Annotated in this window: 19 protein-coding genes; 10 read left to right on the top strand and 9 right to left on the bottom strand. The window is 65.4% G+C overall.

Going from position 1 to position 16,081, the window contains the following annotated elements; genetic code table 11:
* Positions 1 to 37: 37 nt before the first annotated feature.
* The 3 genes from X566_RS16730 to X566_RS16720 all read right to left on the bottom strand — a co-directional run bounded on the left by X566_RS16730 (position 38) and on the right by X566_RS16720 (position 2,927).
* Positions 38 to 1,168 (bottom strand): serine hydrolase, encoded by a 1,131-nt coding sequence (locus X566_RS16730; RefSeq protein WP_034469520.1) that lies wholly within the window; start codon positions 1,166 to 1,168, stop codon positions 38 to 40.
* A 276-nt stretch (positions 1,169 to 1,444) separates the two neighbouring features.
* Positions 1,445 to 1,879 carry a host attachment protein gene (locus X566_RS16725; protein ID WP_244434813.1) on the bottom strand — a complete coding sequence of 145 codons (435 nt, stop codon included), beginning with the start codon at positions 1,877 to 1,879 and terminating at the stop codon, positions 1,445 to 1,447.
* A 145-nt stretch (positions 1,880 to 2,024) separates the two neighbouring features.
* Entirely contained in the window at positions 2,025 to 2,927 is a 903-nt protein-coding gene (locus X566_RS16720; protein WP_152539940.1) for a hypothetical protein, read from the bottom strand.
* A 338-nt stretch (positions 2,928 to 3,265) separates the two neighbouring features.
* Here X566_RS16720 and X566_RS16715 point away from each other — a divergent pair, with 338 nt between their 5' ends.
* From X566_RS16715 to X566_RS16680, 8 genes are all read left to right on the top strand, one after another.
* Positions 3,266 to 4,438, top strand: a complete 1,173-nt coding sequence (locus tag X566_RS16715; RefSeq protein ID WP_034469852.1) for an ABC transporter substrate-binding protein — start codon at positions 3,266 to 3,268, stop codon at positions 4,436 to 4,438.
* Between the two features lie 184 nt (positions 4,439 to 4,622).
* Positions 4,623 to 5,489, top strand: coding sequence for a branched-chain amino acid ABC transporter permease (locus tag X566_RS16710; RefSeq protein ID WP_034469510.1), 867 nt, complete (start codon positions 4,623 to 4,625; stop codon positions 5,487 to 5,489).
* A 1-nt stretch (position 5,490) separates the two neighbouring features.
* Entirely contained in the window at positions 5,491 to 6,570 is a 1,080-nt protein-coding gene (locus X566_RS16705; protein ID WP_051444276.1) for a branched-chain amino acid ABC transporter permease, read from the top strand.
* On the top strand, positions 6,567 to 7,319 hold the full coding sequence (locus X566_RS16700; RefSeq protein ID WP_034469508.1) for an ABC transporter ATP-binding protein: 753 nt from the start codon (positions 6,567 to 6,569) through the stop codon (positions 7,317 to 7,319). Before X566_RS16705 ends, X566_RS16700 begins: the two co-directional genes overlap by 4 nt.
* Positions 7,312 to 8,025 carry an ABC transporter ATP-binding protein gene (locus X566_RS16695; protein ID WP_034469504.1) on the top strand — a complete coding sequence of 238 codons (714 nt, stop codon included), beginning with the start codon at positions 7,312 to 7,314 and terminating at the stop codon, positions 8,023 to 8,025. Before X566_RS16700 ends, X566_RS16695 begins: the two co-directional genes overlap by 8 nt.
* Before the next feature lie 18 nt (positions 8,026 to 8,043).
* Positions 8,044 to 8,898: an SDR family oxidoreductase gene (locus X566_RS16690; protein WP_034469501.1), complete on the top strand. Its 855-nt coding sequence runs from the start codon at positions 8,044 to 8,046 to the stop codon at positions 8,896 to 8,898.
* Between the two features lie 81 nt (positions 8,899 to 8,979).
* Positions 8,980 to 10,098 (top strand): cobalamin-independent methionine synthase II family protein, encoded by a 1,119-nt coding sequence (locus X566_RS16685; RefSeq protein ID WP_034469498.1) that lies wholly within the window; start codon positions 8,980 to 8,982, stop codon positions 10,096 to 10,098.
* A gap of 208 nt (positions 10,099 to 10,306) precedes the next feature.
* Positions 10,307 to 10,561, top strand: coding sequence for a helix-turn-helix domain-containing protein (locus X566_RS16680; protein WP_034469496.1), 255 nt, complete (start codon positions 10,307 to 10,309; stop codon positions 10,559 to 10,561).
* A gap of 24 nt (positions 10,562 to 10,585) precedes the next feature.
* On the opposite strand, the gene X566_RS16675 is transcribed toward X566_RS16680, so the two are convergent.
* The 5 genes from X566_RS16675 to X566_RS16655 form a co-directional block, all read right to left on the bottom strand.
* Entirely contained in the window at positions 10,586 to 10,777 is a 192-nt protein-coding gene (locus X566_RS16675; protein WP_034469494.1) for a hypothetical protein, read from the bottom strand.
* 5 nt (positions 10,778 to 10,782) lie between these two features.
* Entirely contained in the window at positions 10,783 to 10,956 is a 174-nt protein-coding gene (locus X566_RS24390) for a DUF1328 domain-containing protein (protein ID WP_034469493.1), read from the bottom strand.
* A gap of 164 nt (positions 10,957 to 11,120) precedes the next feature.
* Positions 11,121 to 11,348 (bottom strand): DUF6894 family protein, encoded by a 228-nt coding sequence (locus X566_RS16665; RefSeq protein WP_034469492.1) that lies wholly within the window; start codon positions 11,346 to 11,348, stop codon positions 11,121 to 11,123.
* Positions 11,349 to 11,370: 22 nt separating this feature from the next.
* Positions 11,371 to 12,099, bottom strand: coding sequence for a Crp/Fnr family transcriptional regulator (locus X566_RS16660; protein ID WP_034469490.1), 729 nt, complete (start codon positions 12,097 to 12,099; stop codon positions 11,371 to 11,373).
* Between the two features lie 230 nt (positions 12,100 to 12,329).
* The gene (locus X566_RS16655) at positions 12,330 to 12,515 is read right to left on the bottom strand and encodes a hypothetical protein (protein WP_034469850.1); all 186 of its coding nucleotides are present in this window, start codon (positions 12,513 to 12,515) and stop codon (positions 12,330 to 12,332) included.
* Positions 12,516 to 12,809: 294 nt separating this feature from the next.
* On the opposite strand from X566_RS16655, the gene X566_RS16650 reads away from it, so the two are divergent.
* Positions 12,810 to 13,595, top strand: a complete 786-nt coding sequence (locus X566_RS16650; protein WP_034469487.1) for an MOSC domain-containing protein — start codon at positions 12,810 to 12,812, stop codon at positions 13,593 to 13,595.
* A 290-nt stretch (positions 13,596 to 13,885) separates the two neighbouring features.
* On the opposite strand, the gene X566_RS16645 is transcribed toward X566_RS16650, so the two are convergent.
* Entirely contained in the window at positions 13,886 to 14,500 is a 615-nt protein-coding gene (locus tag X566_RS16645; protein WP_034469485.1) for a bifunctional 2-polyprenyl-6-hydroxyphenol methylase/3-demethylubiquinol 3-O-methyltransferase UbiG, read from the bottom strand.
* A gap of 177 nt (positions 14,501 to 14,677) precedes the next feature.
* On the opposite strand from X566_RS16645, the gene X566_RS16640 reads away from it, so the two are divergent.
* A complete protein-coding gene (locus X566_RS16640) occupies positions 14,678 to 16,039 on the top strand; it encodes a hypothetical protein (protein ID WP_034469848.1) in 1,362 nt (453 codons plus the stop codon).
* Positions 16,040 to 16,081: the final 42 nt, after the last annotated feature.

Raw genomic sequence — 16,081 nt, 5'->3', positions numbered from 1 at the left:
CGGTCCGGCGCGCCCTGACGCCGGACCGGCGTAGATATCAATCGATCGCCGCGTGGACGATGTTGGCGATGCGGTCGAGCCGCAGCGTGTGCCAGGGTTCGGCGGCGAAATGGTTGGTCATGTAGCTGAACGAGACGCCGCTGGTCGGGTCGGCCCATGAGTAGGACGAGCCCGCGCCGCCATGGCCGAATACGCTGGGCGCACCGATCGTGCCGAGGCCGCGGATGCGGTCGCTCTCGCCGCGGACGTGCGGACCAAGGCCGCGATGCATCGGCGTGCCGCCCATCGCCGCGTCCGGCATCTCGCCGGTATGGTTCTTCGACACATAGGCGATCAGTCGCGGCGAGACGATGCGACGACCGTGCAGCGTGCCGCCGTTCAGCAGCATCTGGTAGAGCGCGGTGATGCCGCGCGCGGTGCCGTAGCCGCCGCCGCTCGGCAGGCCGGCAACGCGATGGGCGCGGCGGTTGTCGCGCAGCTCGCCGTCACCGGAGATCATCACGCAGCGGTTGTCCTGGGCTTCCGGGACGCCGATGTAGACGTCGTCGGCGATGCCGAGCGGCTCGGTGATACGCTCGCGGATCGCGTCGCGATAGTCCTTGCCGGTCACGGCCTCGATCACCATCGCCTGCACGAGGTGCGCCGACCGCGGGTGGTATTGCATGCGCGTGCCGGGCGTCCAGTCGAGCGAGAAGTCGCAAACCTCCTCGCGCATCAGCTCATGATCGGTCCAGGTCGCTTCGGAGACGTTGGCGGATGGAAAGCCGCCGGTATGGCTCATCACCTGATGCAAGGTGATGTCCTGCTTGCCGCGGGCGGCGAAGTCGGGGAGATGGTCGGCGATCTTGTCCATGAAGGACAGCTTGCCTTCCTCGATCAGCGTCCACACCGTGGCCGACGTGAACACCTTGGTCTGCGAGAACATCTGGAACAGGGTGCGGTCGTCGGCCGCCGCGGCGGCTGCATCCTGTGCCGTCTTGCCGTAACTGCGGAACAGCAGCAGCTCGCCGTGCCGGGCGAGGGCGATCTGCGCGCCCGGATAGCGGCCCTCGGCGATATGCTGCCTGATCAGCGCATCGAGATGATCGATCTGCCGTGCGGCGATGCCATGCTTCTTGAGATCGCCTGCAGGCAGCGGATAGGCGTCGACTTTGACGGGCGCGTTCATGGCGGGTCCTTTGGCGTTTCCTGGCCTGTCCCACAATCGTTGCTGTTGATTTGGCCGGTGCGGGAGGCGGATGGATTCAACCGCGTCCGGCGGACCGGCGCAAGAGGAAGCCGCGCGCGTCCCATGCACATGATCCATGCTGCGAGCGGTCGCACCGGTGTTCGCGATCCGGTGGTCCGCCCGGTGGGCCGTCGCGTCTGACAGAACGTTCGGCGGAAACGGCGGCATGGACATCATGCCGCCGCGCCGGTTGGAGAGGAAAATTTTCGGCCCGCCTCAGGCCGTCAGCACCTTTTCGATTTCGTATACCGGCTGGTTGGCAAGGTCCTTGTCCACTTCGGCGATGACGCGCTTTTTGACCTCCTCGTGCAGCGACTTGCGCAATTCGGCGAGGGTTCGTGGCGGTGCGGCGATCACCAGCGCAGCGACATTCTTCTCCCGAACCAGCGTTTCGAGCTCGGCGGCGAGCCCCTTGGCGAAGCGCTGCTCCTCGATCGCATGCGTGTCGGCTTCTTCCATGGCGCTGCGTCGCGCGCCGACGCTGGCGAAGCCGCGGCCGGGTTTGTCGGTCCCTTGCTCGCGCGTCGGCGGATTGTCGTTCTCGAATACCTGTTCGGTTTTCAGGTTCGGAAACTTGGTGTCGCCTTCATTGCGCAGGATCAGCGCCTTGCGGCCGTCGCCGACGAACACATAGGCGTTGTGGGGGATCATGAGGGACGGTTTGCCGCGCGACATTCTTCTCGGACCTCGTTCTTGTGGCTGGTCTGCACCAATCCCGGAACGCGGTGTCCGGTTCCACACGGTTGCGAGAGCGCCGGACGGCGACAAACGGTTTGGCGGGAAAACGGAGGTCGGATCAGAAATCATACAGCGTGGCTGGATTGGCCACGAGGATCGCGTCGCGGTCGGCCGGGTGCGGCATGCAGCGCTCCAACACCGCAAGGCCTGCCGACAGACCGTCGGCGCCGTGTTCGGCGGCCCGGGGACCGCTGCCCCAAACCAGCCGGTCTCTGCGCGTACCGGCAAGAGCCCTCGCAAGTGGTGAGGGTTCGTCCCAAAGCTGGAGCTGGGCGGGGGCGAGGTCGTCGCTCGCAAGCTTCAGCCAGTAGCGGCCGAGCTGCATGAGGTCGAGAAGGAGTGCGATGTCCGCCGCGTCCGCCGCCCGGCCATGCCGCGCACAGGACAGGCCGGAGACGCAGACGGCGAGAGGGAATTGCATCAGGCTCCATTCGACTTTCGCCAGCGCGCGATAGGCGCCGGCGGCGGCGACGTTGAGTTCGATGTGCCAGCCGTAAGGAACGATGCGGTCGGCGAGTTTCAGCACCGGATCGAGGCCGCCGCTGTCCAGGTGATCGATGGCGAAGCGAAGGCCGCGCACGCCGCTCGCGTGCAGCCTGGCAAGCATGGGAGCGTCGAGATGAGGCGGCGCTGCGATCACCGCGCGCCAGGCCGGGGCGTCGGCGCCCGCCAGCGGCGACAGCGATGCCGTTGACGCGGGCAGGCGGTTCAGCACGACCCGCGCGATGCCCGCCGTGGCGAGCCCGTCGCAAGCGCCGCGATCCCAGAGGTCGGGATCGAAGTCGCAGTCGGTCCGCAGCGCGCTGACGGGCCGCTCGCCGGCGACCGTGCGCTGTGGATGAAGGACCTGCGGATGCGGATCCCGCGCATGAATGAAAGACTGCGCGGCGATCGCATCGCCTCGCGCGGGCCCATAAGCAAGCCGATAAGAACGCAGCACCCGTGTCAGCGTTTCCCGCAAGATCCGCTCCCCCCGGTCCCATCCCCGCAGCAGCCGCGACGTTCGGAAGGAACGCCGGATTGCCGCGTCGGACCCGGTTACTTTACGCAACTCCATTCTGATTCGCTGGGGTTTGGGGCGATGTCAGGGCAGGAACGAGCCGTTTTGGTGCCCGGTTGTCGCGCGTCGTGTCGTCGCGCGACAGGGTGCGGAATCGGCGCGTGCGCTGCATCGTCAAGCTGCAAGGCATCACCATTCGCTTGGTCGTTGCTGTTCGTTTCGGTTACGATCGGGGCAAAGGCCGCGGAACGTCGGCCGGTCGATCCAGAATTTTTGCAGACATTTCGGGGAGGGGTTTGATGCCAATCACTCTGATATCCGTCGCGCGGACGGCAATCGTTGCCGCGTGTGCGTCCGTGATGATCGTGCCGGCGCTAGCGCAGGGCACCGTCAAGATCGGGCTGATCGTGCCGTTGACCGGCGGCCAGGCCTCGACCGGCAAGCAGATCGACAACGCCATCAAGCTCTACATGCAGCAGCATGGCGCGACCGTCGCCGGCAAGACCATCGAGGTCATCGTCAAGGATGACGGTGCGGTGCCGGACAACTCCAAGCGGCTCGCGCAGGAGCTGATCGTCAACGACAAGGTCAACATCGTCGCCGGGTTCGGGGTGACGCCGGCCGCGCTGGCCGTGGCGCCGCTGGCGACCCAGGCCAAGGTGCCGCAGATCATCATGGCGGCCGGCACCTCGATCATCACCGAGCGTTCGCCCTATATCGTGCGCACGAGCTTCACGCTCGCGCAGTCGTCGGAGATCATCGGCGACTGGGCGGCCAAGAACGGCATCAAGAAGGTGGCGGCGCTGGTCTCCGATTATGCGCCCGGCACCGACGCATTGAACTTCTTCAAGGCGCGCTTCACCGCCGGTGGCGGCGAGGTGGTCGAGGAGGTGAAGGTGCCGCTGGTCAATCCGGACTTCGCGCCGTTCCTGCAGCGGATGAAGGACGCCAAGCCGGACGCGATGTTCGTGTTCGTGCCGGCGGGGCAGGGCGGCAACTTCATGAAGCAGTACACCGAGCGCGGGCTCACCGGGATCAAGGTGATCGGGCCGGGCGACGTGATGGACGACGACCTGCTCAACGGCATGGGCGATGCGGCGATCGGCGCCGTCACCGCACATCTTTATTCTGCGGCGCACCCCTCGCAGAAGAACAAGGATTTCGTCGCCGCCTACCAGAAGGCGTTCGGCCAGCGGCCGGGCTTCATGGCGGTCGGCGGCTACGACGGCATCCACCTCGTCTACGAGGCCTTGAAGAAGACCGGCGGCAAGGCGGACGGCGACTCGCTGATCGCGGCGATGAAGGGCATGGCCTGGGAAAGCCCGCGCGGGCCGATCTCGATCGATCCGGAGACGCGCGACATCGTCCAGAATATCTATATCCGCGAGGTGAAGAAGGTGAACGGCGAGTTGTGGAACGTCGAATTCGCTACCTTCGAGGCGGTCAAGGATTCCGGCAAGACCAAGAAGTGAGGCTTGCGGGCCTGTGGGGTTGTTATACTTGGATTCCCTCCATTCTCCGTCATTCCGGGATGCGCCTCTTGGCGCAGACCCGGAATCCATATTCCCTGTGGTGGTTATGGATTCCGGGCTCGCGAGCTTTGCTCGCGCCGCGGAATGACGGCATTATGTAGGCCATGCTGGACGATCTCGCTTGATGACGCTGCTGACCATTCTGTTCGACGGCATCGCCTACGGCATGCTGCTGTTCGTGCTGGCCTGCGGGCTCGCCGTAACGCTGGGGCTGATGAATTTCGTCAACCTCGCGCATGGCGCGTTCGCGATGGCGGGCGGTTACGTGTGTGCGGTTCTCGTCAACCGGCACGGCGTGCCGTTCGTCGCCGGCCTGCCGATCGCCTTCCTCGTCAGCGCCGCGATCGGCTTCGTGCTGGAGCGGCTGTTGTACCGCCATCTCTATGGCCGCAGCCATCTCGATCAGGTGCTGTTCACCATCGGCCTCGTGTTCATGTCGGTGGCGGGCATTGATTATGTGATGGGATCGTCGCAGGTGTTCATCAACCTGCCGCAGGCGCTGCAAGGGCGGATCGACGTGTTCGGCATCGGGGTTGGCCGTTACCGGTTGCTGATCATCGTCATCTGCGGCCTGCTTGCGCTCGGTCTGCAGTGGACGCTGACGCATACCCGTTTCGGCAGCCGCCTGCGTGCGGCGGTGGATGATCCGCGCGTGGCGGCGGGACTCGGCATCAATGTGCCGGGGGTGTTCGCGCTGACCTTCGCCTTCGGGTCGGGACTTGCGGGGCTCGGCGGCGCGCTGGGGGCTGAGATCCTCGGCCTCGACCCATATTTCCCGCTCAAGTTCATGATCTACTTCCTGATCGTCGTCACGGTCGGCGGCTCCTCCAGCATCACCGGCCCGTTCCTGGCGTCGCTGCTGCTTGGGATCGCCGACGTCGCGGGCAAGTATTACGTGCCGAAGCTCGGCGCCTTCGTCATCTACACGGTGATGATCGTGATCCTGATCCTGCGTCCGAACGGTCTGTTCGGCAAACCGGCGGCGCGCTGACATGCCGTTACGGGAACAGACCGGCATCGTCCGAAGCATCGCCGAGCTGTCGCGCTGGCGGCTCAACGAGCTGTTGTTCTGGACCATCGCGCTGATGGCGATCCTGCTGTTTCCGAACCGCTATCTGCTGCTGACCGAGATCGCCTGGCTCGCACTGTTCGTGCTCTCGCTCGATCTGATCCTCGGCTATGCGGGCATCATCTCGCTCGGCCATGCGGCGTTCTTCGGCGTCGGCGCCTACAGTGCGGGGCTGCTCGCGCTGCACGGCATCATCACCGAGCCGGTGCTGGCGCTGGTCGCGTCCGGACTTGCGGCGATGGCGCTCGGATTCATCACCTCGTTCCTGGTGTTGCGCGGGGCCGACCTGACGCGATTGATGGTGACGCTCGGCATCGCGCTGCTGCTGCGCGAGCTTGCCAACCGTTTCTCCGACATCACCGGCGGCTTCGATGGCCTGCAGGGCATCGTCATGGAGCCGGTGCTCGGCCAGTTCGAGTTCGATCTGTTCGGCAAGACCGCCTTCATCTACTGCCTGGTCGTGCTGTTCGTGATGTTCGTGATCGCGCGGCGCATCGTCCATTCGCCGTTCGGCCTGTCGCTGCGGGCGATCCGCAACAATCCGCTGCGGGCGGCGGCGATCGGCATTCCGGTCAACCGCCGGCTGACCGCGATCTACACCATCGCCGCCTTCTATGCCGGGCTTGCGGGCGCGCTTTCGACCCAGTCGACGGCGCTTGCCTCGCTCGACGTCTTTTCGTTCGATCGCTCGGCGGACCTGCTGCTGGTGCTGGTGATCGGCGGAACGGGCTATCTGTACGGCGGGCTGATCGGCGCGGTGGTGTTCAAGCTGCTGCAGGATGTGCTGTCGAGCTGGACGCCGCAGTACTGGCAGTTCTGGATCGGGCTCATTCTGGTGGTCTTGGTGCTGGTCGGCCGCGAACGCGTGCACCGCTGGGTGGTGTGGTTGCCGGATCGCATTCGCGATGTGCGCGACGCGCGCGCCAAGTCGGTCGCCAAGTCGGCCGCCAAGTCGGTCGCGAAGGCGGGCGGCAAGAAGCCGGCGGGAGATGCGCGGCCATGATTGCGGCGCTCGAGACCGACGGGCTGGTCAAGCGGTTCGGCGGCGTCACCGCCACCCGCGACCTGTCGCTGACGGTTGCGCGCGGTGCGCGCCACGCGCTGATCGGTCCGAACGGGGCCGGCAAGACCACCGTCGTCAATTTGCTGACCGGAGTGCTGCGGCCCGATGCCGGGCGCATCCGCCTCGATGGCGAGGAGATCGCAGCACTCCCGGTTTACAAGCGGGTACGCAAGGGTTTGTCGCGGACGTTTCAGATCAACCAGCTCTTCGCCGATCTGACGCCGCTGGAGGCGATTTCGCTCGCCGTCTCGGAACGGCGTGGCCAGGGCCTGCGTTTCTGGGCAGCGCTGCGTGACGACGCCGAGACCGTGGAGGAGATCGAAGCCCTGCTGGAGCGGTTCCGCCTGACCGATGCGATGAACGTGCGCACCGCGACGCTGCCTTACGGCAAGCAGCGCCTGCTCGAGATCGCGCTTGCCATCGCCGCAAAGCCGCGCGTGCTGCTGCTCGACGAGCCCGCCGCTGGCGTGCCGGAGGCGGAGCGCCACGATATCCTGGCGGCGGTCGCGGGCCTGCCGCGCGACGTGTCGGTGCTGCTGATCGAGCACGACATGGACCTGGTGTTCTCGTTCGCCGACCGGATTTCGGTGCTGGTCAATGGCGGGTTGTTCGTCGAAGGCACGCCGGACGAGGTGGCGAAGGACCCGCGGGTGAAGGCCGTCTATCTGGGCGAGGCGGCCGATGCCTGATTTGCTGGCCATCGAGGACTTACGTGCGGGATATGGCGAGGCGGTGGTGCTGCGTTCGCTGTCGCTGCGGCTCGGCCAGGGCGAGGGGCTGGCGTTGCTGGGACGCAACGGCACCGGCAAGACGACGCTGATCAATTCCATCGTCGGCGTCACCCGCCGCTTTGCCGGACGCATCATATTCGGTGGCGACGATATCAGCCGCGTGCGGGCCGACCAGCGCGCCCGCGCCGGCATCGGCTGGGTGCCGCAGGAACGCAACATCTTTCCCTCGCTGACGGTGGAGGAAAACATGCTGGCCGTGGCGCAGCCGGGCCCATGGTCGGTCGAGAAGGTCTACACGTTGTTTCCGCGGCTGAAGGAGCGGCGCAGGAATTTCGGCAACCAGCTGTCCGGCGGCGAACAGCAGATGCTGGCGATCGGCCGCGCGCTGACGCTCAACCCGAAGCTGCTGCTGCTCGACGAGCCCCTGGAAGGGCTCGCGCCGATCCTGGTCGAGGAGCTGCTCGCCGCGATCAAGGCGATCCTGCACGGCGAAGGCACGTCCGCGATCATCGTCGAGCAGAATCCGAAGAAGGTGCTGGCGCTGGCCTCTCGCGCCGTGGTGCTGGACCGCGGTGCCATCGTCCATGCAGGATCGAGCGAGGCCCTGCGCGCCGATCCGACGATGCTGGACCGCTATCTCGGCGTGTCGGCGACGCATGCTTGAAATCACAGAAGGACAGTCATGACCGAGAGTCTTTTTTCGACCGGACACGTTGCCGTCATCACCGGCGCCGCCAGCGGCATCGGCCTTGCGGCCGCGACCAAGTATGCCGGACTCGGCATGAACGTCGTGCTCGCCGACTTGCCTGGGCCGAAGCTCAACACGGCCGCCGCCGCCGTGGCTGCGGTGTCCAATCCGGCGAGCGTTCTCGCAGTGCCGGTCGATGTCAGCGTTGCCGCCGATCTCGAGCGTCTGCAGGCGCAGGCCTTCGATCGTTTCGGCGCCGTGCATGTGCTGATGAACAATGCCGGCATCGGCCTCAATCCGGGCAGCGCCTTCAAGGCGCCGGACGAGTGGCGACGGCTGCTCGATATCAATCTGCTGGGTGTGGTCAACGGCGTGCAGGCGTTCCTGCCGGCCATGATCGCAAGCAAGACGCCCGGTCTCGTCATCAACACCGGTTCGAAGCAGGGGATCACCACGCCGCCCGGCAATCTCGCCTACAACGTCTCCAAGGCGGCGGTGAAAGCCTATACCGAGGGGCTCGCGCACGAACTCCGCAACACACCGGGCTGCGCCATCACCGCTCACCTGCTGATTCCCGGCTACACCTTCACCGGCATGACCGCGCGATCGGCGGAGAAGCCGGCGGCCGCCTGGACCGGTGAGCAGGTGATCGATTTCATGATCGCCAGCATCGGCCGCGGCGACTTCTACATCCTGTGCCCGGACAACGACGTCAGCCGGCCGATGGATGAGCGGCGCATCCTGTGGGCTGCGGGCGACATCATCGAGAACCGGCCCGCGCTCTCGCGGTGGCACAAGGATTACACCGCAGCGTTCGAGGCCTTCATGGAGGACGCGCGCAAGCGGTGAGATCGCGCCTTCCGTCGCGAATGCTGTTGAAATTGCCGCAGCGCGGTGCGCTAATGCACGCCTCAGGGAGAGTGTAGAGCCATGCTGCGAACCAGACCGCCGTTCCGCGCCGACGAGGTCGGCAGCCTGTTGCGTTCCGACCGCGTCAAGCGGGCCCGCGCGCAGCATGAAAGGAAGGAGATCGGTGCGGGCGATCTGCGCCGGATCGAGGATTCGGAGATCGAGAAGATCGTGCACAAGCAGGCTTCGCTCGGCCTGAAGCTTGCGACCGACGGCGAGTATCGCCGCTCCTGGTGGCACTTCGATTTCCTGCGGCATCTCGGCGGCTGCGAGATGTATGCCACCGAGGGCATCCAGTTCGCGGGCGTCGTGACCAGGGGCGAGGGCATCCGCGTCAACGGCAAGCTGGATTTTCCAGCCGATCATCCGATGCTCGCGCATTTCGAGTTTCTGAAGAAGTGTTGCGAGCAGGCGCATGTGACGCCGAAGATGACGATTCCGTCGCCGTCGGTGCTGCACTTCCGCGGCGGCCGCAAGGCGATCTCGGCGGCGGTTTATCCCGATCTCGAGGCGTATTTCGAGGATCTGGCCAAGACTTACCGCAAGGCGGTGCGCGCCTTCTACGATGCCGGTTGCCGCTACCTGCAACTGGACGACACGGTGTGGTCGTATCTGTGCTCGCAGGAGGAGCTTGCGAAGATGCGCGCGCGCGGCGACGATCCGACCGGCCTCGCCGAGACCTACGCCCGCGTCATCAACTACGCGATCGCCGAGCGGCCCGCCGACATGACCATCACCACCCATGTCTGCCGCGGCAATTTCCGCTCCACCTGGATCGCGTCGGGCGGTTACGAGCCGGTGGCGGAGACGCTGCTGCGCCATGTCAATTACGACGGCTACTTCCTCGAATACGACACCGAGCGGGCCGGCGGCTTCGAGCCGCTGCGTTTTCTGCCGAAGGGCGACAAGATCGTCGTCGTCGGGCTCGTCACCTCCAAGACCGGTGCGCTGGAGACGAAGGACGACATCAAGCGCAGGCTCGACGAGGCAGCGCGCTTCATTCCCTACGAGCAGATGGCCCTGTCGCCGCAATGCGGCTTCGCCTCCACCGAGGAGGGCAACATCCTCACCGAGGACGAGCAGTGGGCGAAGCTGCGGCTCGTGGTGGAGGTCGCCGATGAGGTCTGGGGCGGGCGCTGATGCGGTGCGCACTCACGCGGGCGGCAGCGCGGGATCGATCCCGGTCATCGTCACCGACACGTCCCACCAGGGAACCGGTGAGTTCCATGCGGGAACCATAAACGCGTTAAGACCCCGTTAACCAAACCACCCCAGGCTACCTTTGGGGTTTGGGGAGTGCTTCAATTGGTTCCCGCTTGCATCACTGGCGGGGCATTTGGAGGTGTAGATGACGCAATCATCTCTCCCAGTGTCGATGTCGCCCGCAACGGACGACGCCATCATTGCACCGCGCCGGGTGGTGCCGCTGCTGGTCGGTTCGACGATGAACGATGTCGAGCGTGAGCTGATCGTTCAGACGCTTGCGCATTGCGGGGGCAATCGCACGCACGCCGCGCGGGTGCTCGGCGTATCGGTGCGCACCCTGCGCAACAAGATCAGGCAATATGCGGCCGAGGGCATGGATGTCCCGGAGCCGAGCTGAACACGCGTTTCGCCGCAGCCGCGGTCAGTCCGGCAGTTCGTTCGGCGGCTCGCGCGGCGGCGCTTCCTGCGGCTGGTCCGGCTGGCTCGGGCTGTCCGGCGGCGGCTTGATCTCCGGCGCCGGATCGTCCGGCGGGATGCCGGGCGGCGGTTGCACCGGCGGCACCGGCTTCGGCGGCGGAATCTCCTGCGGCACCTGTGCGTCGACGATCGCCATGGCCGCTATGCGCGGAAGACCGTGAGCGCGAGCAGCAGCAGCACCACGAAGATGACGAGGAAGATGTAGAACAGGATCTTGGCGATATCCGCGCTGGCCGCCGAGATGCCGGTGAAGCCGAACAGCGCGGCCACCAGCGAGATGATCAGGAAGATAAAGGCCCACTTGAGTAGCGACATGGTTGGCTCCGTCTGTCGCGTTGAAATCGCCTCGTGCCGTCATTGTTCCTCATTCCGCGGCGTTCCAGGCGCATTTTCCTGGGCGGCGGGAGGCGGGATGCAAAAAAGTGGAGCTGCAAGCGGGGGCCGCGATTGAGGCTGCGATGAGACTGCAAGTATGGGTCTCAGGCCCGATCCACGTCCACCCTCAGCGAGATCTTGAACGCCGGACGGCTGTCCTCCCGCACGTTGATCTCCACCGCGCGGTTGCCCTTGCGGAAGTTCTCCTCCGCGATCGCCGCGGCAGCCTTCACCGCCTGCAGTTCCGCGGCCTCGGCGTTCGCGAGCTCGACCCCTTCGTCATCGCGCAGGACAGAGGCACCCTCGCGGAGGTCGAAGAAGAATCGGGCCATGGCCGCCTCGCTGTGTTAAGTCCTACGATGTGCTCTGATGTAGATAAGCGTCGTCGAAGTCGGCTAGTTCCTTCAGTTTTTCCTTGTTGAGAATTTTTACCGTCTGCCGCTGGATCAGCAGCAACCCGTCCTGGCGCAGCTGCTTGGCGGTCCGGTTGACGTGAACCGCCGTCAGTCCCAGCGCGTCGGCCAGTTCGTCCTGGGTCATCGGCAGGCGGAAGGAGTCGCCCTTGGTGCGGCCGACGATTTCCAGCCGGCGCTGCAGTTCGAGGATCAGATGGGCCATGCGGCTGGGCGCCTGCCGCTGGCCGACATTGACGATCCACTGCCGGAACATGGCGGCGTCGATCAGCGTGTCGCGCCAGAACACTTCGGCGATGTTCGGCCGCTTGCGGACCAGTTCGCGCAGGGCCAGATGCGGGATGAAGCCGACGGTGCACGCGGTCAGCGCGATCAGGTCGTGATCCATTTCCTGCAGGTAGAGGCTTTGCAGGTCCGGGATGTCGCCGGGAATGTGGATCGACAGGATCTGCCGGCCGCCGTCCTTCGTCGTCTTCGCGCGAACGGCGAAGCCCTCGATCAGCAGACAGCATTGGGTCGGCTGCTCGCCATCGCTGACGACATGCTGATTATCGGCAAAGTCCTTCACCGCGATCGGCAGCGTTTCGATCGCGAGCACGTCGTCATCGTCCAACTCCTCGCTGAAGCGCATGCGCTTCACGAGAGAAGCCGTAATCGTCTTGCGATCCATGATGTGATCCGTTGCAATAACTTATCGTATGCGGACGCGGTGCACGTCGCAGTGATACCCAGGCTGTCGTGGATGGCCGTGGTGGATGGATGGGCTCCGAGACGCGAAACTGAAAAGGGCCGAGATGCGCGTCATCCGGTCGGCCTGCTGCCAGCTGCTTAACATGGATAACGCACCCGTGGAACCTTAATTCCTTCGGGGTGGCAGCATTGCGCCTGCGCTGCTGCGGACTATTGCTCGTTCGATGCTTGCCGTGCCTTGAGGACGGCTTCGACCTCGGCAGCCATCTGCCGGAGCTGGCGCGCCAGTTTGTTGAACGTCTCGCGCTTGACGTTGTCGGTGGCGAGTTTAGCGATCAGGTCGCAATCCTCGGCATCGGTCAGCAGCTTCTCGAGTTTGGCCTTCAAGTCTTGCATCTTTGCTTGGTGTAGGCGGACGGTTTTGGTGTGACCGTTTTCGGTGACAGAGTCCGGTTGGTTCATCACGATAGCCTCCGATGACGGAATGGCTCGAACGGGACATGGGTAGCCCGACCCTGACCGGCGTTCCTTAACAAAGGTTAGCGTCGGCCTCCGCAGGTTTTATTCAACGTTCGGAGGCCATGATACCGCAGGCGCCGGGCCGCGCGCGGGGGGTGCGTCGTTGCGTTACGAAGCAGGATCGGAAACACTGCGCGCGTTGAGTCTGATGCAGCTTTGCGGGCAGAGAGCATGACCATTGTCGGCCGCGTCGAGAGCCTGTGGCGTTATCCGGTGAAGAGCATGGCGGGTGAGCAACTCGCGGAGGCTTTCGTCGGTTATGCCGGCGTGTTCGGCGATCGCCACTGCGCCTTCATCAATGCGGCGGCGCCCGCGGGCTTTCCGTTCTTCACCGGCCGGGCCAAGGCGCAGATGCTGTTGTACAAGCCGCGCTTCCGCGATGCCGCGCGCGCGGCGCGGCCGCTCAACCAGGCCGCGGCCGAGGCGCTCGGTCCCGGCATCACGCCGCTTTACCCGGAAGCGCTTGCGGTCGATGTGACCACGCCGTCCGGCGAGGTGCTGGCGGTGGATGATCCGGCGCTGCGGACGATGCTGGCGACGCCTGCGGTCGATGCCGGCAAGCTGTCGCTGATCCGCTCAGACCGTGCGTTGACCGATTGCCGTCCGGTCTCGCTGATCTCGCTGAAGACGGTCTCGCAGCTCAGCGACGAGCTCGACCGCACGCTCGATCCGCGCCGCTTCCGCGCCAACATCTATGCCGATCTCGGGCCTGCCGGTGGTTTCGCCGAGGACCGCTTCGTCGGCAGGCAGTTGCGGATCGGCGAGCGCGTGGTGATCGCCGTGCTGGATCGCGATCCGCGCTGCAAGATGATCTCGATCGACCCCGACACCGCCGAGGAGAGCGCGGACGTGCTGCGCACCGTCGCCAAGCAGTACGACAACAAGGTGGGGGTCTATTGCGCGGTGCTATCCGAAGGCAGCGTGCGGCAAGGCGATGTCATCACCCTCATGGAGTGAGCGGGGCACTGCCTCCGATCGGGTAAGCTGCCGCTGCGGCGCGCCGGCGGCGTCCGGCTGACAACACGAGGCCGTCTGACAATACAAGCCACCTGGCGACGCAAAGCTATGGTCCGGCGCATGTTCGCGGCCGGCCGTGTGATACGCCGTGCGGTTCAGTGAATCCGAACGGCCCATTCGCTAACGAGGAAACCATGGGCCGCACAGGTCCGGTGTCGTCGCGTGCCATCAGCGCTGGTCCTCTCACCCATTCGCTGGCGGCTGAGATGAGCAGCGCGCGCAAGAACCGCTCAGGCCGGTTTGACGAAGGCGAGCCGCGTCCAGGTGACGTCGGTGCGGTTGAACTGGCTCGGCTGGTTGTCGAGCCGCAGCACAAGCTGCAGACCGGCCTCCGCGGCGAGCGCGATCGTCTCGGTCGCTGAGACATCGAACATGCGCCGGCCCGCCGGCACCGGCCCGTGGCGGAGGGTGATGGAGAGCCGTCCGCCTGTTGCGGTCAACCGCGCGAGGTTCGGCATCGCCGCCTGCCGCTCAGCGGCGTCGAGATGCATCCAGACCGCCGTCAGCATCACCAGGTCGAACTGCCGGCCGCGTGACAGCAGCGTCGCCAGATGCGGCAGGCTGTCGTCGAGCCATGCGATGGCGGGCGAAGGATGCCGCGTCATGGCGTAGCGTCGCAGCGCCGCCGTCGGCTCCACCGCCACGACGGTATGGCCCATGGCCGCAAAGGCGGCCGCGTCGCGTCCGGTGCCTGCGCCGATATCGAGCACCGGGCAGGGCGCCGCCGGAATCAGCGGGAGGATCGGCCGATGCAGATCAGCAAAGCGCACAGCGTCCATCGGGCCCACCAGCGCGTCGGCCTGTTCGGCATAGCCCTCGGTTCCGCCGACGGTGGCTGAAGTCATTGATCGCTTTCGTTGAATCGCAGAACCGGCGACTCGCGTGCCGGTGGGCAAAGTGTAACAAAGCCGTTGGGCAGGACGACAGGTCCTGGTTGATTTATCACCGCCTGCTCTTCCGCGAATGGGACGGTCATGGTAGTGGCTTGGGCAGAATTCATCTTTCCCAACGCCGAAAGCCCCGTGAAGAACGACGCGCTCATCGCCGAGATTTCGGAATTCTGCCGCCGCGAAGGCATGGCGGAATCCACCTTCGGCCGTCGCGCGGTCAATGACGGCAAGCTCGTGCAGCGGCTCCGCGACGAGAAGCGGATCACCATCGACACGCTGGAGCGCATCCGCGGCTATATGGGGCAGACCTCTGCGGGCATTCCCGGCGTGCCGATCGTCCGCCCACCGGAGCCGCCCCTGGAAAAGCGTGACCCGCGCACCAACTTCCGCTTCTTCGAGAACCGGCAGAAGTATCTGCTGTTCGTCCACACCTGCAGCGAGAAGCGGGTGATCGCCGAGCGCGTCGGGCTCGAGCTCGGCAACATCCATCCGCGGCCGCCGGCGGTGCGGGTGTTCGACGCCGGCGTCGGCGACGGCACCGTGCTCGCGCGGGTGATGCGGACGATGCACAGCCGCTTCCCGCACATGCCGTTCTATATCGCTGGCAAGGAGATCAGCCTGGAGGACATCAAGCTGGTCCTGCAGAAGCTGCCGGACCGGCTCTACGAGCACCCCGCCACCGTGTTCGTGCTGACCAACATGGCCTATGCCGAGGCGCCGTGGCTGTCGCCGAAGTCGCCGTCGGCCGCGTCCAGCCTGATCTGGCGCGAGGTGCCGCTGAGCGGCGCGTCATCGGCGGACTTCGAGGCGCAGATCAACGAGCTGCAGCCGTTCCTCGACGAGAACTGGCGCGCCAATGTGTCGGAGCGCTCCGGCATGCCGGTGTACGAGCGGCCGATCTGCCTCGTGTTCTATCGCGACGACCATCGCTTCATGCTCGACCCGGTGATCCCGCGCCCCGGCCGCGCCGAGGCGAACTTCGACCTGATCATCGCCTCGCAGCCCTATCGCGCGAAGTCGTCGGAGACGTTCCGCGCCAAGCGCATCATCGCGCCGCTCGCGCGTGCGCTGCGCGCCGGCGGCCGCCTGATCGGCATTCACTCCCATGGCCACGATCCGGGCATGGAAATCATCGAAGCGATCTGGCCTGGAGAAAATCCTTTCTCGGTCAGCCGCCATGACCTGTTGCGCGCGGTGAAATACGAACTCGGTTCGGCCGGCCGCGATCTTAATTTCAACGCATACGCAGACCATCGCTCGATCTTCCGGTACGATATGGAAGCGCTGCCCAACGAAGTGACGGGGCCGATCGGCACCTCGACGGCGTTTGCAGCCTGGAACGCAGCGGTGTATGTCGCCCAGATCGAGGATGATCGCTTGACCGAAGTCACCGAGAGCGGCCGTTATCTTGATGCCACCAAAGAAGTCCTGCGCCGGCACAACGGACTTTGGTTCTACGACGAGTCCTACGTCATCTCGCGCCGGCGAGACTGACAGCCACATCCACACTTGCCGGAAAGTTCACCTCGAGAAGGA

The sequence above is a fragment of the Afipia sp. P52-10 genome, assembly GCF_000516555.1.
In the GTDB taxonomy this organism is placed as follows: Bacteria; Pseudomonadota; Alphaproteobacteria; order Rhizobiales; family Xanthobacteraceae; genus P52-10.
The sequence above is the reverse complement of the archived record's forward strand: the minus strand, read 5'-3'. Positions and strand labels throughout refer to the sequence as shown.

What these genes read in the sequence shown, in the direction of transcription:
- X566_RS16715 (WP_034469852.1), top strand. Translation starts at nt 3,266, where the DNA reads ATGCCAATCACTCTGATATCCGTCGCGCGGACGGCAATCGTTGCCGCG.
- X566_RS16655 (WP_034469850.1), bottom strand. Translation starts at nt 12,515, where the DNA reads ATGCAAGACTTGAAGGCCAAACTCGAGAAGCTGCTGACCGATGCCGAG.
- X566_RS16680 (WP_034469496.1), top strand. Translation starts at nt 10,307, where the DNA reads ATGACGCAATCATCTCTCCCAGTGTCGATGTCGCCCGCAACGGACGAC.
- X566_RS16675 (WP_034469494.1), bottom strand. Translation starts at nt 10,777, where the DNA reads ATGGCGATCGTCGACGCACAGGTGCCGCAGGAGATTCCGCCGCCGAAG.
- X566_RS16645 (WP_034469485.1), bottom strand. Translation starts at nt 14,500, where the DNA reads ATGACTTCAGCCACCGTCGGCGGAACCGAGGGCTATGCCGAACAGGCC.
- X566_RS24390 (WP_034469493.1), bottom strand. Translation starts at nt 10,956, where the DNA reads ATGTCGCTACTCAAGTGGGCCTTTATCTTCCTGATCATCTCGCTGGTG.
- X566_RS16690 (WP_034469501.1), top strand. Translation starts at nt 8,044, where the DNA reads ATGACCGAGAGTCTTTTTTCGACCGGACACGTTGCCGTCATCACCGGC.
- X566_RS16660 (WP_034469490.1), bottom strand. Translation starts at nt 12,099, where the DNA reads ATGGATCGCAAGACGATTACGGCTTCTCTCGTGAAGCGCATGCGCTTC.
- X566_RS16700 (WP_034469508.1), top strand. Translation starts at nt 6,567, where the DNA reads ATGATTGCGGCGCTCGAGACCGACGGGCTGGTCAAGCGGTTCGGCGGC.
- X566_RS16650 (WP_034469487.1), top strand. Translation starts at nt 12,810, where the DNA reads ATGACCATTGTCGGCCGCGTCGAGAGCCTGTGGCGTTATCCGGTGAAG.
- X566_RS16725 (WP_244434813.1), bottom strand. Translation starts at nt 1,879, where the DNA reads ATGATCCCCCACAACGCCTATGTGTTCGTCGGCGACGGCCGCAAGGCG.
- X566_RS16665 (WP_034469492.1), bottom strand. Translation starts at nt 11,348, where the DNA reads ATGGCCCGATTCTTCTTCGACCTCCGCGAGGGTGCCTCTGTCCTGCGC.
- X566_RS16685 (WP_034469498.1), top strand. Translation starts at nt 8,980, where the DNA reads ATGCTGCGAACCAGACCGCCGTTCCGCGCCGACGAGGTCGGCAGCCTG.
- X566_RS16705 (WP_051444276.1), top strand. Translation starts at nt 5,491, where the DNA reads ATGCCGTTACGGGAACAGACCGGCATCGTCCGAAGCATCGCCGAGCTG.
- X566_RS16695 (WP_034469504.1), top strand. Translation starts at nt 7,312, where the DNA reads ATGCCTGATTTGCTGGCCATCGAGGACTTACGTGCGGGATATGGCGAG.
- X566_RS16710 (WP_034469510.1), top strand. Translation starts at nt 4,623, where the DNA reads ATGACGCTGCTGACCATTCTGTTCGACGGCATCGCCTACGGCATGCTG.
- X566_RS16730 (WP_034469520.1), bottom strand. Translation starts at nt 1,168, where the DNA reads ATGAACGCGCCCGTCAAAGTCGACGCCTATCCGCTGCCTGCAGGCGAT.